The organism is Thalassotalea hakodatensis (assembly GCF_030295995.1).
Classification (GTDB): Bacteria; Pseudomonadota; Gammaproteobacteria; order Enterobacterales; family Alteromonadaceae; genus Thalassotalea_C; species Thalassotalea_C hakodatensis.
Window position 1 is genome coordinate 382,604 of sequence record NZ_AP027365.1, and the last position, 14,361, is coordinate 396,964.

Annotated in this window: 14 protein-coding genes; 13 read left to right on the plus strand and 1 reads right to left on the minus strand. The window is 39.4% G+C overall.

Annotation, left to right across the window (positions count from 1 at the left end):
• The first annotated feature begins 5 nt into the window (after positions 1-5).
• The 12 genes from tsaE (at position 6) to QUE72_RS01665 (ending at position 12,595) form a co-directional block, all read left to right on the plus strand.
• Complete coding sequence (gene tsaE, locus QUE72_RS01610; RefSeq protein WP_074497921.1) at positions 6-488, plus strand: tRNA (adenosine(37)-N6)-threonylcarbamoyltransferase complex ATPase subunit type 1 TsaE; 483 nt, start codon at positions 6-8, stop codon at positions 486-488.
• A gap of 16 nt (positions 489-504) precedes the next feature.
• Complete coding sequence (locus QUE72_RS01615; RefSeq protein ID WP_074497924.1) at positions 505-1,824, plus strand: N-acetylmuramoyl-L-alanine amidase; 1,320 nt, start codon at positions 505-507, stop codon at positions 1,822-1,824.
• Between the two features lie 3 nt (positions 1,825-1,827).
• A complete protein-coding gene (mutL, locus tag QUE72_RS01620) occupies positions 1,828-3,636 on the plus strand; it encodes a DNA mismatch repair endonuclease MutL (protein ID WP_074497927.1) in 1,809 nt (602 codons plus the stop codon).
• A 7-nt stretch (positions 3,637-3,643) separates the two neighbouring features.
• Positions 3,644-4,582: a tRNA (adenosine(37)-N6)-dimethylallyltransferase MiaA gene (gene miaA / locus QUE72_RS01625; protein WP_074497929.1), complete on the plus strand. Its 939-nt coding sequence runs from the start codon at positions 3,644-3,646 to the stop codon at positions 4,580-4,582.
• Between the two features lie 128 nt (positions 4,583-4,710).
• A complete protein-coding gene (hfq, locus tag QUE72_RS01630; RefSeq protein ID WP_074497932.1) occupies positions 4,711-4,974 on the plus strand; it encodes an RNA chaperone Hfq in 264 nt (87 codons plus the stop codon).
• Positions 4,975-5,007: 33 nt separating this feature from the next.
• Positions 5,008-6,294, plus strand: coding sequence for a ribosome rescue GTPase HflX (gene hflX / locus QUE72_RS01635; RefSeq protein WP_286271116.1), 1,287 nt, complete (start codon positions 5,008-5,010; stop codon positions 6,292-6,294).
• Positions 6,295-6,369: 75 nt separating this feature from the next.
• Complete coding sequence (hflK, locus tag QUE72_RS01640) at positions 6,370-7,515, plus strand: FtsH protease activity modulator HflK (protein ID WP_286271117.1); 1,146 nt, start codon at positions 6,370-6,372, stop codon at positions 7,513-7,515.
• Positions 7,516-7,518: 3 nt separating this feature from the next.
• Positions 7,519-8,400 carry a protease modulator HflC gene (gene hflC, locus QUE72_RS01645; protein WP_074497938.1) on the plus strand — a complete coding sequence of 294 codons (882 nt, stop codon included), beginning with the start codon at positions 7,519-7,521 and terminating at the stop codon, positions 8,398-8,400.
• Between the two features lie 70 nt (positions 8,401-8,470).
• Positions 8,471-8,659 (plus strand): DUF2065 domain-containing protein, encoded by a 189-nt coding sequence (locus QUE72_RS01650; protein ID WP_286271118.1) that lies wholly within the window; start codon positions 8,471-8,473, stop codon positions 8,657-8,659.
• Positions 8,660-8,806: 147 nt separating this feature from the next.
• Positions 8,807-10,102, plus strand: a complete 1,296-nt coding sequence (locus QUE72_RS01655; RefSeq protein WP_286271120.1) for an adenylosuccinate synthase — start codon at positions 8,807-8,809, stop codon at positions 10,100-10,102.
• A gap of 111 nt (positions 10,103-10,213) precedes the next feature.
• Complete coding sequence (locus QUE72_RS01660) at positions 10,214-10,960, plus strand: hypothetical protein (protein ID WP_286271121.1); 747 nt, start codon at positions 10,214-10,216, stop codon at positions 10,958-10,960.
• 393 nt (positions 10,961-11,353) lie between these two features.
• On the plus strand, positions 11,354-12,595 hold the full coding sequence (locus QUE72_RS01665) for a malic enzyme-like NAD(P)-binding protein (protein ID WP_286271122.1): 1,242 nt from the start codon (positions 11,354-11,356) through the stop codon (positions 12,593-12,595).
• 90 nt (positions 12,596-12,685) lie between these two features.
• Here QUE72_RS01665 and metJ read toward each other — a convergent pair whose 3' ends face one another.
• The gene (gene metJ / locus QUE72_RS01670) at positions 12,686-13,015 is read right to left on the minus strand and encodes a met regulon transcriptional regulator MetJ (protein WP_286271125.1); all 330 of its coding nucleotides are present in this window, start codon (positions 13,013-13,015) and stop codon (positions 12,686-12,688) included.
• Between the two features lie 183 nt (positions 13,016-13,198).
• On the opposite strand from metJ, the gene metB reads away from it, so the two are divergent.
• Positions 13,199-14,359 (plus strand): cystathionine gamma-synthase, encoded by a 1,161-nt coding sequence (gene metB, locus QUE72_RS01675; protein WP_286271128.1) that lies wholly within the window; start codon positions 13,199-13,201, stop codon positions 14,357-14,359.
• Positions 14,360-14,361 lie beyond the last annotated feature (2 nt).

Sequence of the window (14,361 nt, forward strand, 5' to 3'; positions counted from 1 at the left end):
CATTTATGACAGTTAACAGGTTACATTTACGTTTGATTGATGAACAGGCAACGGTTGCCTTAGGCAATACATTCGCAAAAGCAGTCGTGAACCAATTAAAATGCGGTTTTGTTGCTTATCTCTACGGTGATCTTGGTGCAGGCAAAACAACGCTTACCCGAGGTTTTGTACAAGGATTAGGTCATTCAGGTAAGGTTAAGAGCCCAACATATACTTTAGTTGAGCCCTATGAAATAGGAAAATGGCATGCGTACCATTTTGATCTCTATCGCCTTTCAGACCCCGAAGAGTTAGAGTTTATGGGAATTCGTGATTATTTTGATGAAAAAGCTTGCTGTTTTGTTGAGTGGCCAGATCGTGGTAAGGGCGTGTTACCTAACGCTGATATTAGTATTTCCTTACAATATTGTGGTGAACAAAGAGAAGTAGAATTAACCGCTCATACTTCCAAAGGACGAACACTTTTGGCAGTATTAGGTGAGCGCTAAGAAAGAGGTAATAATAATGTTGCAACGAAGTGTTGCTATAGTGTGGTTTATAGCAAGTATTTTCACCCTGTTTTATGCAAGTGAATCAGTTGCAAAAAATAACATTGATAGTGTGCGGGTGTGGCCTGCACCAGAAAACACGCGTGTGGTATTCGATTTATCATCCACGCCAGATTATAGCTATTTTTCTTTAAAAAATCCTCAACGTTTAGTGATTGATTTTAATGATACGCGAAACATTGCTAACTTGGTTAATGTATTAAATAACGATAAGCGAATTCGGAAGATTCGCACATCAACACCAAAAAATAAACGCTCAACTCGCTTAGTATTAGAATTAAGCGAAGCATTTAAGCTTGATATCTTTGCATTGCCGCCAGCGGGGCAATATGGAGATCGCCTTGTGGTTGACTTGTTTGATCAAAATCGAGTGGTGAAGCAAACAAACCCTATTTCTCAAGGCAACCGTGATATTGTGATCGCGATCGTTGCAGGACACGGTGGCGAAGACCCTGGTTCAATCGGTGCGAAAGGCACATACGAAAAGCATGTAACGCTGAATATTTCAAAAAAGCTCGCCGCATTACTTAATCGACAAAAAGGCTTGTCTGCTGTGATGGTAAGAACAGGTGATTATTATGTGAATCATAACCGTAAAACGGTAATCGCACGAGAAAATAAAGCCGATTTATTAGTGTCTATTCATGCTGACGCATTCACATCGCCACAGCCGCATGGGGCATCGGTATTGGTGCAATCGAGCAGAAGAGCTAACTCTGAATTTACCCGCTGGATTGCTAATCGTCAGAAAGAGTCTGAATTACTTGGAGGGGCGGGCGATACGATTAAGAAAACGAAAGATCACAACCTTGCATTAACGCTAGCTGATATGAAAAAAGAATACACTATGGCAAGCAGTTATGCTTTTGCTGAATATGTATTGCGAGAGTTAGGTAAAATTACCAAATTACATAAAAAGAGACCAGAAGGGTTGAGCTTAGCAGTATTAAAGTCTTCTGATATTCCAAGCGTATTAATTGAAACCGGTTTTATTTCAAACCATGCGGAAGAAAAACGATTGCGCTCTACTCAGCATCAACAAAAACTTGCCAGAGCAATTTATACTTCAATAGATAATTATTTTGCGGCTAACGCACCTGACGGTACTTATTATGCCTCAATCGGCCATCGTAAACATAAAATCGCAAGGGGAGAATCGTTATCAGTAGTGGCTCACAAATATAATGTGTCGGTAAAAAAATTAAAGTCAGTGAACAAACTTACATCAAATGTTGTTCGTATTGGACAAACCTTAAAAATTCCTCGCGCAGATTAATCTATGACAATTGAAATATTACCCGCTCAACTTGCTAACCAAATAGCAGCGGGTGAAGTGGTTGAACGCCCTGCATCAGTGGTTAAAGAGTTGGTTGAAAACAGTTTAGATGCCGGTGCAACAGCAATAAAAATAGACATTGAAAAAGGTGGAGCCAAACGCATCCGTATTTCTGATAACGGCTGTGGTATTGCTAAACAAGAACTTACCTTAGCATTAAGTCGTCATGCAACGAGTAAAATAAAAGCATTAATCGATCTTGAAGGTATCGCTTCATTGGGTTTTAGAGGTGAAGCATTAGCCAGTATCAGTTCTGTTGCGCGGTTATCATTAACATCAAAGCCCGCTGAACAACCAGAAGCATGGCAAGCGCATGCTGAAGGTCGAGACATGGAAGTAATAGTGCAGCCAGCAGCGCATGGCAACGGTACAACTATTGACGTAGTAGATTTATTTTTTAATACCCCTGCACGTCGAAAGTTTCTTCGGACAGAAAAAACAGAATTTGGCCACATTGAAGAAGTGATCAAAAGAATTGCGCTTGCACGTTTTGATGTCGCAATAACGCTGACGCACAACCATAAAGTGGTAAAACAATATCGCCTTGCTGACACCGACACAAAGCGAAGTAAACGTGTTGCACAAGTGTGTGGACAAGCATTTATTGATCATGCGCTTGAAATTAATTGTCAACATAATGGAGTGTCGTTAACGGGGTGGTTAACCAAACCTAGCTTTCATCGCAATCAAAATGACTTATGTTATAGCTATGTTAATGGCCGTATGATGCGCGATAAATTAATTAATCATGCAATAAGGCAAGCTTATCAAGAACTGTTACCCGCGGAAACATATCCCGCCTTTGTGTTATTTCTTACCTTAAATGTACGGGAAGTGGATGTAAATGTGCATCCGGCAAAGCATGAAGTGAGGTTTCACCAAGGTCGCTATATTCATGATTTTATTTACGCAACTTGCCATCAAGCACTTACTGAACAGACAGAACTGATAGAACAAACCTCCGAAGCGACTTCATCATATCAAAACCTTGAACAGCGTACTGCTATCAGAGGAGCAGCAGAACAGAGTCAGGATTATATCGCTCCCTTAAGATCCTCAGGTTCGGTATCTGGCTACAGAGCAAACAGCCAGGCGCCGTTTTCGTCTTCGTCGCAAGTGCCGTTAAACGCAGCTGAAAATTATCAGCAGCTAATGACGCCAGTGACTGAGTCACCTCAGCAATCATTAGAGACAACTGCAAATACTTGGTTATTTGTAGCTCCGCACTATGGGTTGTTTGTTGATGATCAGCAACAAGTTCAATTATGCTGTCTAAAACAGCTAGCTAAGAAAATTCTGCAAGAAAAAGTGTCGTCACAATGGCCAAGAGGTATAACGAGTCAGCCTTTATTGTTACCTGTAAAACTGAATGCTGATAAGGTGCATAGGAGTATGGTGAATAACCACCAAACAAAATTTGAGCAGTTAGGCATAGTGGTAGAACTTATCAGCGATAAGGCTGTCCAAATAAGGCAGTTTCCGGCAATGTTACGACATGTTGATGTTAGCTATTGTTACTTGAAATTAATAGAAGCTCTTAGTGTGGCTGAATGTGAATTAACTGATGAAAAACTTTGGCAACAGGCATTTGCAGAAGTTGCAACACCATCAAGCTTTCAAGCAGTAGACATGAACAATTTGATGAAAGAGTTCGAACACTATTTTCCTGAAAAAAATAAACAACAACAAGTCTTGAAAACACTGCCGGTAGACCTTACATCAGCTATACAGCAATTACAGCAGGCCAATTAGTTCTTGTATGTCATCTACGTTTAATGAGCTGCCGCCAGTTATTTGTTTAATGGGGCCGACGGCTTCTGGAAAAACAGCATTAGCATGTGAACTTTATGATGCATTACCTTGTGACATCATCAGTGTAGATTCTGCGCTAGTATACAAGGATATGGACATTGGAACGGCAAAGCCAACATTAGCTGAGCAAGCGAGGTATCCGCATCGATTAATCGATATTAAAGATGCGAGTGAAAGCTATTCTGCCGCTGAGTTTTGCCAAGATGCCTTAACAGAAATTGCTGCTATACGCGCCAAAGGTCGTATGCCAATTTTAGTTGGCGGTACTATGATGTACTTTAAAAGCTTAATTGATGGTATTTCGCCATTACCTGAAGCAAATGCCACAATTAGGGCTGAGATTGAAAAACAAGCAAGTGTTCTTGGTTGGCAAGGGGTACACGATGAATTAGCAAAGGTTGATCCGCAATCTGCGCAACGTATTCATCCGAATGACCCGCAGCGTTTGACAAGAGCGTTAGAAGTATTCCGCATTACCGGTAACACTTTGACACAATTAACCGCAATAAAAGGTGAGAGACTAACCGGTAATGTTTTACAATTTGCGATTGCACCGAAAGAACGCAAAGATTTACATGCTCGAATTGAACTGAGGTTTGAGCAAATGATTGCTCAAGGTTTTGAGCAAGAAGTCGTTAAATTAAAAGAACGTGGCGATTTACATGAAAACCTTCCTGCTATTCGGTGTGTAGGTTATCGCCAAATGTGGCAATATTTACAGGGTGAATGTAGCCATGAGGAAATGGTTTTTAAAGGTATATGTGCCACTAGGCAATTAGCAAAACGTCAGTTAACATGGTTACGTAACTGGCCAACACTTACTTGGTTAGCGATGGAGAATAAAAACAATCTCCAAGAAATTTTAAATGCAGTAAGCAAAGTGTAAACATTGATGTATAATTAGTTTTGCAGATAGTATTGATTAAATTACTCTTTTGACTATCTGCTTAAACATTAAATTTTGAGTGAGTATTACTCGTTGATTTTGACAACAATAACAAAAGGGGCCAAATAATGGCAAAGGGGCAATCTTTACAAGACCCATTTTTAAATGCGTTACGTCGTGATCGCATTCCAGTAGCAATATACTTAGTGAATGGCATCAAACTACAAGGACAAGTAGAATCATTTGATCAATTTGTTATTTTATTAAAAAACACCGTGAGTCAAATGGTTTATAAACATGCCATTTCTACGGTTGTACCAGCTCGTGCAGTTAATACCGCACCTCAAGCTAGCCAAACTGGTTTTAATCAATCAGTGGAAAACGAAGATTAATGCTAGTAACTCGTATTGTTCGGAGTTGTTCATTTGTTTGATCGTTATCAAGCAGGCGAACAAGCGATACTTGTTCATGTAGATTTTCCAGACGAAAATGCCCGCGAAGACTTACAAGAGTTTGAAATGCTTGTAAGCTCCGCTGGTATAGAGTCGCTTGCTGTTGTAACAGGTAAGCGCGATACACCGCACCCGAAATTCTTTGTAGGGAGTGGCAAAGCGGAAGAAATCGTTGAAGCAGTGACATGTTATCAAGCCAATGTCGTACTCTTTAATCATAGTTTATCCCCGTCTCAAGAAAAGAATGTTGAAGCGTTATGTAAGTGTCGTGTTGTTGATCGTACAACCTTAATACTTGATATTTTTGCACAACGTGCCCGTACGCATGAAGGTAAGTTACAGGTTGAGCTTGCTCAGCTTAAACATATTAGTACGCGATTAATCAGAGGGTGGACGCATTTAGAGCGTCAAAAAGGGGGGATTGGTCTTCGAGGACCAGGTGAGACTCAATTAGAAACAGATAGACGCTTGCTTCGAGAAAGAATGACAAACATTCGTAAGCGTTTAGAAAAAGTTGAAAAACAACGCCAGCAAGGTAGAAGGGCGCGTAATAGAGCAGAAATTCCAACGGTTTCGTTAGTTGGATATACCAATGCAGGTAAGTCAACATTGTTTAATCGAATTACCCAGGCGGGAGTTTATGCTGCCGATCAATTGTTCGCGACTTTAGATCCAACGTTACGAAAAATCGAGGTGGAAGATGTTGGCCGGGTTATATTAGCAGACACGGTTGGCTTTATTCGCCATTTACCTCACGACTTAGTGGCTGCATTTAAAGCGACATTAACTGAAACGCGTGAGGCAGAAATATTGCTTCATGTTATTGATATTGCAGATGAACGACGTTCAGAAAATATTGAACAAGTACAAGCTGTGCTAGATGAAATAGACGCTGGTGATGTACCTCAGCTATTAATTTGCAACAAAATTGATATGCTCGAAGATGGTGAACCTAGAATAGATCGTGATGAAACAGGGTTGCCAATTCGTGTTTGGTTATCAGCGCAAGCGGGTATTGGTATTGATTTATTATTTATCGCATTAAGCGAGCGTATGGCTCGTAAAATCGTTAAGTTTAGTTTAAAGATACCTCCAAATTACGGTAAGTTGCGCGGTGAATTATATGATTTAAACTGCATAGAACGAGAATCATACGACGAACAGGGTAATTGTTTAATGGATGTAAAATTACTGGAACAAGAGTGGAATAAATTAAGAAAACAAGATGAAGTGCACATAGAACGCTTTATCGAAAGTTAACAGACTGATATATTAGAGCAATTCTTGACTTAATATGTCATTTATAGACATAGAGTATTAATAGCGGAGAGCGTTATGGCTTGGAACGAACCAGGGAAAGATGATAAAGACCCCTGGAAAAATAAAGGTGGTAAAAACCAAGGACCACCGGATCTAGATGATTTAATCAAAGATTTAGGTAATAAGTTTGGTGGTGTATTTGGCGGAAAGTCTTCTGGTGGCGGCGGTAAAAGCTTCTCATCAATCGGCTTAGCGCTGGCCATCATTGTTTCAGTACTTGTGTACGCGTTCAGTGGTTTTTATACCATCAAAGAAGCTGAAAAAGGTATCGTACTGAGGTTTGGTCAGTATGCTGGTACAGTAGAGCCAGGCTTACGTTGGAAGTGGACATTCGTTGAACGAGTGATCCCTGTTGATATTCAAACAACGCGTGATCTTCCTGCGTCTGGTTTCATGCTTACACAAGATGAAAACGTAGTACGGGTTGAAATGCAAATACAATATCGTGTTGTTGACCCACGTAACTATGTATTTAGTGTAACCAATGCTGATGATAGCCTTAGTCAATCACTTGATAGTGCATTACGCTATGTTGTTGGTCATTCAATCATGGATGATGTATTAACAAGTGGGCGTGAAATTGTGCGTCAAGCGGTATGGACTGAACTAGAAAAAGTGATTGAACCTTACAATTTAGGTATTTTGATTGTTGATGTTAACTTTAAAGATGCTCGTCCTCCAGAAGAAGTAAAAGATGCCTTTGATGATGCTATTGCAGCTCAAGAAGATGAGGTGAGGTTCTTACGAGAAGCTGAAGCATATGCTCGTGGTATAGAGCCACGTGCTCGTGGTCGTGTTAAGAGAATGGAACAAGAAGCGTTAGCCTATAAAGAACAAACGGTATTAGATGCTGAAGGTTCGGTTGCTCGCTTTTCAAAATTGTTGCCTGAATATAAAGCCGCGCCAGAAGTTACGCGTCAACGCTTATACTTAACTACAATGGAAAAGGTTTACAGCAATACCAGTAAAGTTATGGTCGACGTTGATGGTGGTAATAACATGATGTACTTGCCGCTCGATAAAATTATTCAACAGCAATCAACAAATTCACAAAGAGTGAATAATCAGTCCAGTCAACCTGTGACAACAACACATTCCTCTAAGAACTCAGCGCCGTCTACTTCAGGTCGTGCTGATCGCTTCAACAATGGGAGAAATTAAGCAATGAAAAACTTTCTTATTGCCCTTATTGCCGCCCTGTTGGTGTTAGCGGTTTCTGCTGTCTTTGTTGTATTCGAAGGTCAGCGTGGCATTGTGTTTCAATTTTCAAAAATTAAACGTGACGATGCCGGCCAAATGATGGTTTATGAGCCAGGGTTACATTTTAAAATACCGTTTATTGAATCTGTTCGTAAGATTGATGCGCGTATCCAAACGTTAGATGAAGAACCAGATCGCTTTGTTACATCAGAGAAAAAAGATTTAATGGTTGATTCATACGCGAAATGGCGCATTGTTGATTTTTCAACGTATTACTTACGTACTTCAGGCTCTATAGAAAATGCTAGAGCTTTACTGAAACAGAAAATAAATAATGGCTTACGTACTGAATTTGGTTCTCGCACTATTAAAGAGATTGTTTCTGGTGATCGTGATGATATCATGAGCAAAGCTTTAGAAAGCGCTGAAAGTAGCCGTGAAGACTTAGGTATTGATGTTATTGATGTACGTGTTAAAGCAATTAACTTGCCTACAGAAGTCAGCAACTCAATTTACGATCGAATGCGTGCTGAACGTACTGCCGTAGCAAAAGAGCATCGTTCAAAAGGCCAAGAGCAGGCAGAGATTATTCGAGCCACGATTGATGCAAAAGTAACGGTGATGTTAGCTAACGCGCAAAAAGAAGCCTTTGAAATTCGTGGTGAAGGTGATGCATTAGCGGCCAAAGTTTATGCGGATGCTTTTAACGAAGATGCTGAATTTTATAGCTTTGTTAGAAGCTTAGAAGCATATGAAAACAGTTTTAATAGTAAGAATGATATAATGGTTGTCAAACCTGATAGTGATTTCTTCCGTTATTTAAAGAATACAGATAAATCAAAATAATCTGTAAACTTAATTGTTAAAAGGCCATGCTCAGTAAAATGACCATGGCTTTTTTATTCTGAGGACTATCATGACGATTGAATTATTATTAATGGCATGTGGTTTAGCCTTAATAATTGAAGGGCTGATACCCGCATTGTTCCCAAATAAGTGGCGAAATTATGTGTTGAAAATAGCACAAGAAAGTCCCTCGAACATCCGTACTATGGGAATAGTTGTGGTTTTTATCGGCTGTTTAATCTTATGGCTGCTTTATTAATATCAATTAATATAAAAGAATACTGCTGTTAAGTTATTCTGATTCTTTTAAATTTTAAAATCGTATTAAAAACCATCAAATAATTCCTTGGCCTCAATTAGGGTTTTTGGTAGAATCCCCGCCTAATTTTCTTTCCAATATGTGAATATGGGTAAAAACGTCGTTGTTCTCGGCACTCAATGGGGTGACGAAGGTAAAGGTAAGGTTGTAGACTTACTTACTGATAAAGCTAAATATGTGGTGCGCTATCAAGGTGGGCACAATGCAGGTCACACTTTGGTGATTAACGGTGAAAAAACCGTACTTCATCTTATTCCTTCTGGTGTTCTACGTGAAAATGTAAAGTGTCTGATTGGTAATGGTGTTGTGCTTTGTCCTAAAGCCTTAATGACAGAAATGAACATGTTAGAAGAGCGCGGCGTACCTGTACGCGAACGTCTTTTAATTAGTGATGCTTGTCCACTTATTCTTCCTTACCACAATGCATTAGATGCTGCGCGAGAAAAAGCACGTGGTAACAAAGCTATTGGTACTACTGGTCGTGGTATTGGCCCAGCTTATGAAGATAAAGTTGCGCGCCGTGGTTTACGTGTAGGCGACTTATTAAACGCTGAAACTTTCGCCGCTAAGCTTAAAGAAATTGTTGAATACCATAATTTCTCTTTAGTGCATTATTATAAAGTAGAGCCGGTCGACTTTGAACAAGTGCTAGCAGACGCACTTGAAGTTGGTGAGGTGATCAAAGCTATGATAGCTGATATCCCTGAATTACTTGATCAAGCACGTAAAAATGGTGATTCAATCATGTTTGAAGGTGCCCAAGGCACTTTACTTGATATTGACCATGGTACTTACCCATACGTAACTTCTTCAAATACTACCGTTGGTGGTGTTGCTACAGGTTGTGGTTTTGGTCCTCGTTATCTTGATTATGTTCTTGGTATTACCAAAGCTTATACAACACGTGTAGGCTCAGGTCCATTCCCAACAGAACTTGCTGACGAAATAGGTCATCATTTAGGTACGGTTGGTCATGAGTTTGGAGCAACTACAGGGCGTGAGCGTCGTTGTGGTTGGTTTGATGCTGTTGCCATGCACCGTGCCGTTCAAATTAATTCAATCAGTGGCTTTTGTTTAACCAAACTTGATGTATTAGATGGTTTAAAAACACTGAAAATCTGTACTGGTTATCAGCTTGATAACGGCGAAGTGATCACTGTATCGCCAACTGCAGCGGAAGGTTACGAAAAAGTAACGCCAATATACGAAGAAATGCCTGGTTGGGATGACTCTACGGTTGGGGTAACCAGCTATGATGCGTTACCAGCCAATGCAAAAGCATACATTAAGCGCATTGAAGAAATTACAGGTGTTCCAGTAGATATTATTTCTACCGGTCCAGATCGCGTTGAAACAATAATTAAAGTAAATCCATTTCAGTAAGCGAATGCGATAGTTGTTTAAAAAAAACCACCGTTCATGGTGGTTTTTTTATATGCCGAATAATTAATTGGTTTTTTGTTCTATACTAAACTAAAGGTGTGAGGGCAGTGAATGAAAGCGATATTAATATTCTTTTTGATGCAAATATTACCTTCAACAGCGAAGGAGTTTACGGTTGGTGTTCAAAACACTTCTTTTTATCCCTTGTATGATTTTCCTAACCCAAGCCATACGAAAGAACTTCTTGATGCGTTTGCAAAATCTAAAGGCTATACGTTTACGTATATAGTGCTACCCGTTAAACGAACTAATTATTGGTACAAAGAAAATGCGATAGATTTTAAATATCCAGATAATAGACGTTGGACGAACGGCCGTAGTTATTATCCATTATTAACGTTTAGTTTACCCACAGTAGAGCTGTTGGCAGCAGCCATGGTACCAGTTAAAAAAGTAGGGCGTAAACGAGAGGAAATTAAACAGTTAGGCACTATATTTGGCTTTCATCCAACCTTGTGGTTAGATTTAATCGAAAAAGGTAATACTGAAGTAGTTGAAAGCCCATCCACGTTAAATATTGTTAAACAAGCTACGCATGGTTATGTCGATGCGTTGAACATTGAACCTGCCGTAGTGAAACATCATTTACGCTTATTAAATAAAGAAGGAGCACTAGTGATTGATAAGAGTTTGCCTCACGAAGTATATAGTTATCACCTTTCCACAATTCATTATCCTGAGGTATTAAAAGAATTCGATCAATTCCTCTTGAATAACCAGGCTTTGTTAGGAAAGCTTAAAAAAAAGTACAATATTGATGATATTAGCGCATACAAAAAAAATGAGCAGAATAAATAGCCTAGCGATTTAACTTCCTTATATTCTTTTTCTTTTTAATATAGCGAGAATAAAGCATACCTGCTTAAGAACTACTTTGTCACTGTCGATCGAAAATGTTGAAAAATTACGAGTTTAAATTGGTTAACGGGCAGGAAATGACAATTTTCCCCCGTTTATGCTCGTTTAATTGACTTTTAAACGAAAAATAACAACATAATTCAGCGTTAAGATACTGAGCATTAGTTATCGTTATGTGTATTAGGCATGAAAAGTCACTATGATCTTACTCAATGAGCTTTATTGACTTACTGGTCGGCCTTGCTAAGAGCCAAGATGATCTTTTACTATAGCTTGAAAGAATAAAAACAACAATTTTACTTTTAATTTTAATATAACGCACAAGGACAACCCATGACGGACTTTCGCCAAAAAGCTCTCGATTATCATCAGTTTCCAAAACCAGGGAAAATAGGCATTGAATTAACTACACCAGCAGAAACTAGCCATGATTTAGCATTGGCATATAGCCCAGGTGTTGCAGAACCAGTGAGAGAGATTGCCGAAAATCCAGAGGCTGTTTATCAATATACTGCTAAAGGAAATACCGTTGCTGTAATAACGAATGGTACGGCAATTTTAGGCTTGGGTAATTTGGGCGGTATGGCTGCAAAACCTGTGATGGAAGGTAAATCTTTACTCTTTAAACGCTTTGCAAATATTGATTCGATTGATCTAGAAGTAAAACATAAAACGGTTGAAGAATTTGTAACTACAGTTGCAAATATCGCAGACAGCTTTGGTGGCATCAACCTTGAAGATATAAAAGCCCCTGAATGTTTTGAAATTGAAAAAGCGTTAATAGAACGCTGTAAAGTGCCGGTGTTTCATGATGATCAACATGGTACTGCTATTGTGACTGCTGCGGGTATGATCAATGCACTTGAAATTCAAGGAAAAGAGCTACGCCATGCAAATATTGTATGTATGGGAGCAGGCGCAGCTGCTATTGCTTGCATGGAGTTATTGATTAATTGTGGTGCTCAGCGTGAAAGAATTTATATGTTAGATACTAAAGGAGTTATTCATCCTCGTCGTAATGATCTAAATGAATATAAAAAGCTTTTTGCGAACAATACGGATAAAAGAACCCTTGATGATGTCATTGATGGTGCAGATGTATTTGTTGGCGTATCAGGTCCAAATGTATTGTCAGCGGAGCAGGTAAAACTCATGGCAAAAAACCCTGTTATATTTGCCTGTTCAAACCCTGATCCTGAAATAAAGCCTGAAATTGCATTGGCAGCAAGAGATGATGTTATTATCGCCACGGGCCGTTCTGATTACCCTAACCAAGTGAATAATGTTTTATGTTTCCCCTTTATTTTTCGAGGAGCACTTGATGTACGTGCGCGTACCATCAACGATGAAATGAAGGTGGCTTGTGTACACGCTATTCGTGAAATAGCAAAAGAACCGGTACCAGATGAAGTATTATCAGCAAGTGGTGATAAGCAATTATCATTTGGCAAAGATTACATCATTCCTAAGCCTATGGACCCAAGATTATGTCATCGGGTAGCTAAAGCGGTAGCACAAGCTGCGGTTGAATCTGGTGTTGCTGCATTATCATTACCCGAAAAATATGAAGACTAGTGGCTAATGCATCGTTATTTTATGTGTTAAGTAACGATGCAAATATTTTGACTGAGTATGATAATGCGAACGTTGAATAATGATTTACTATCAATCTTCATCGTCTTCAAAGACGCTAAAATCAGTAATGCCTTGCTCAGCTAAAGCATCGCGAATACTTTTAGGTAACCTATGCTCATTGTCTTTGGCAAGGTCTTCGTCGCTGGGTAATGGTTGGCCAGTGAAAGCGTGTAAAAACGCTTCACATAACAATTCACTATTTGTTGCATGACGTAAATTATTAATTTGGCGACGTGTTCGTTCGTCGGTTAACACTTTTAACACACGAATTGGAATCGACACGGTGATTTTTTTTACTTGCTCACTTTTTTTACCGTGTTCAGCATACGGGTTGATATATTCGCCATTCCATTCAGCCATGAAAGACCTCTAGTTACCTATAATACATAATTACGTTGATTTTACTGTTTGTAGCATCTTAGTCAATATGAATGTGTAGAAGTTTAGATGTCTAAAGTGCTTGATCCGATGCTTTATAACGTATAGACTTTTGGACGTCCAAACATCTATTTGGTTGGTAACTGTAGCAAAAAGGTGAGTAATATGAAAAATAGCAAATTAGCAACCACTGCGGTAAGAGCTGGTATAAATACAGATCAACATCATGGTGCTGTGATCCCTGCCATACACCTTTCAAGCACTTATGCATTGAAAGGCTTTAATGATAAACGCCAATTTGACTATTCTCGTACGGGGAACCCAACGCGCGCTACATTTGCTCAAGCGATCGCTGACTTAGAAGGCGGTTCTGTTGGTATTGTTACTTCCACAGGAATGTCAGCGGTACATTTAATTTGTCAGCTGTTATCAACTGACGATTTAGTGATTATTCCACATGACTGTTATGGTGGTAGTTATCGATTATTTACCCATTTGGCTAAGCGAGGCCAATTCAAATTACTGGTAGTAGATCAAAATGATCAAGCAGCATTCAAAGAAGCCCTATCACAACAGCCTAAACTCGTGCTCGTTGAAACGCCAAGTAACCCGTTAATGCGTATTGTCGATATTGCGCAAGTGGTTAAGCAAAGTCATGACGTTAATGCGCTTGTCGCTGTAGACAACACCTTTTTATCTCCAATATTACAACAACCTCTCGCCCTAGGAGCTGATATTGTTTTTCACTCTACTACCAAATTTATCAATGGACACAGTGATGTCGTTGGCGGGGTGCTGGTCACAAAAGATCAAGCACTTGGAGAAGAACTAGCATGGTGGGCGAACTGTATTGGAATTACAGGCTCTGCATTTGATAGTTATTTAGCGTTAAGAGGGCTAAAAACTTTACCCATTCGCATGAAGCAACATCAAGAAAATGCCGATGCAGTCGCAAATTTTTTACGTGAACATGGTGCAGTTGAACGGGTTTATTATCCTGGTTTTGAAGATCATCCAGGTCATCGTATCGCTATGCAACAACAAACGGCCCATGGTTCGATGATGAGCTTTGAAATTAAAGGCGGCGTAGAGGCTGTAAAAGTACTTTTCGATAATCTTTCATTATTTACGTTGGCGCAATCATTAGGCGGTGTTGAAAGCTTAATTAGCCATCCTTCAACAATGACTCATGCAGGGATGGAATTATCGGCTCAAATTGCAGCAGGTATTAGCCAGTCATTAGTGCGTATTTCTGTTGGAATTGAAGATATTGAAGATATTCTTTCTGATTTAAACCATGGCTTAAGCGTAAGCCAAAAAGTCTAGTT

What these genes read in the sequence shown, in the direction of transcription:
- tsaE (WP_074497921.1), top strand. Translation starts at nt 6, where the DNA reads ATGACAGTTAACAGGTTACATTTACGTTTGATTGATGAACAGGCAACG.
- QUE72_RS01615 (WP_074497924.1), top strand. Translation starts at nt 505, where the DNA reads ATGTTGCAACGAAGTGTTGCTATAGTGTGGTTTATAGCAAGTATTTTC.
- mutL (WP_074497927.1), top strand. Translation starts at nt 1,828, where the DNA reads ATGACAATTGAAATATTACCCGCTCAACTTGCTAACCAAATAGCAGCG.
- miaA (WP_074497929.1), top strand. Translation starts at nt 3,644, where the DNA reads ATGTCATCTACGTTTAATGAGCTGCCGCCAGTTATTTGTTTAATGGGG.
- hfq (WP_074497932.1), top strand. Translation starts at nt 4,711, where the DNA reads ATGGCAAAGGGGCAATCTTTACAAGACCCATTTTTAAATGCGTTACGT.
- hflK (WP_286271117.1), top strand. Translation starts at nt 6,370, where the DNA reads ATGGCTTGGAACGAACCAGGGAAAGATGATAAAGACCCCTGGAAAAAT.
- hflC (WP_074497938.1), top strand. Translation starts at nt 7,519, where the DNA reads ATGAAAAACTTTCTTATTGCCCTTATTGCCGCCCTGTTGGTGTTAGCG.
- QUE72_RS01650 (WP_286271118.1), top strand. Translation starts at nt 8,471, where the DNA reads ATGACGATTGAATTATTATTAATGGCATGTGGTTTAGCCTTAATAATT.
- QUE72_RS01655 (WP_286271120.1), top strand. Translation starts at nt 8,807, where the DNA reads ATGGGTAAAAACGTCGTTGTTCTCGGCACTCAATGGGGTGACGAAGGT.
- QUE72_RS01660 (WP_286271121.1), top strand. Translation starts at nt 10,214, where the DNA reads ATGAAAGCGATATTAATATTCTTTTTGATGCAAATATTACCTTCAACA.
- QUE72_RS01665 (WP_286271122.1), top strand. Translation starts at nt 11,354, where the DNA reads ATGACGGACTTTCGCCAAAAAGCTCTCGATTATCATCAGTTTCCAAAA.
- metJ (WP_286271125.1), bottom strand. Translation starts at nt 13,015, where the DNA reads ATGGCTGAATGGAATGGCGAATATATCAACCCGTATGCTGAACACGGT.
- metB (WP_286271128.1), top strand. Translation starts at nt 13,199, where the DNA reads ATGAAAAATAGCAAATTAGCAACCACTGCGGTAAGAGCTGGTATAAAT.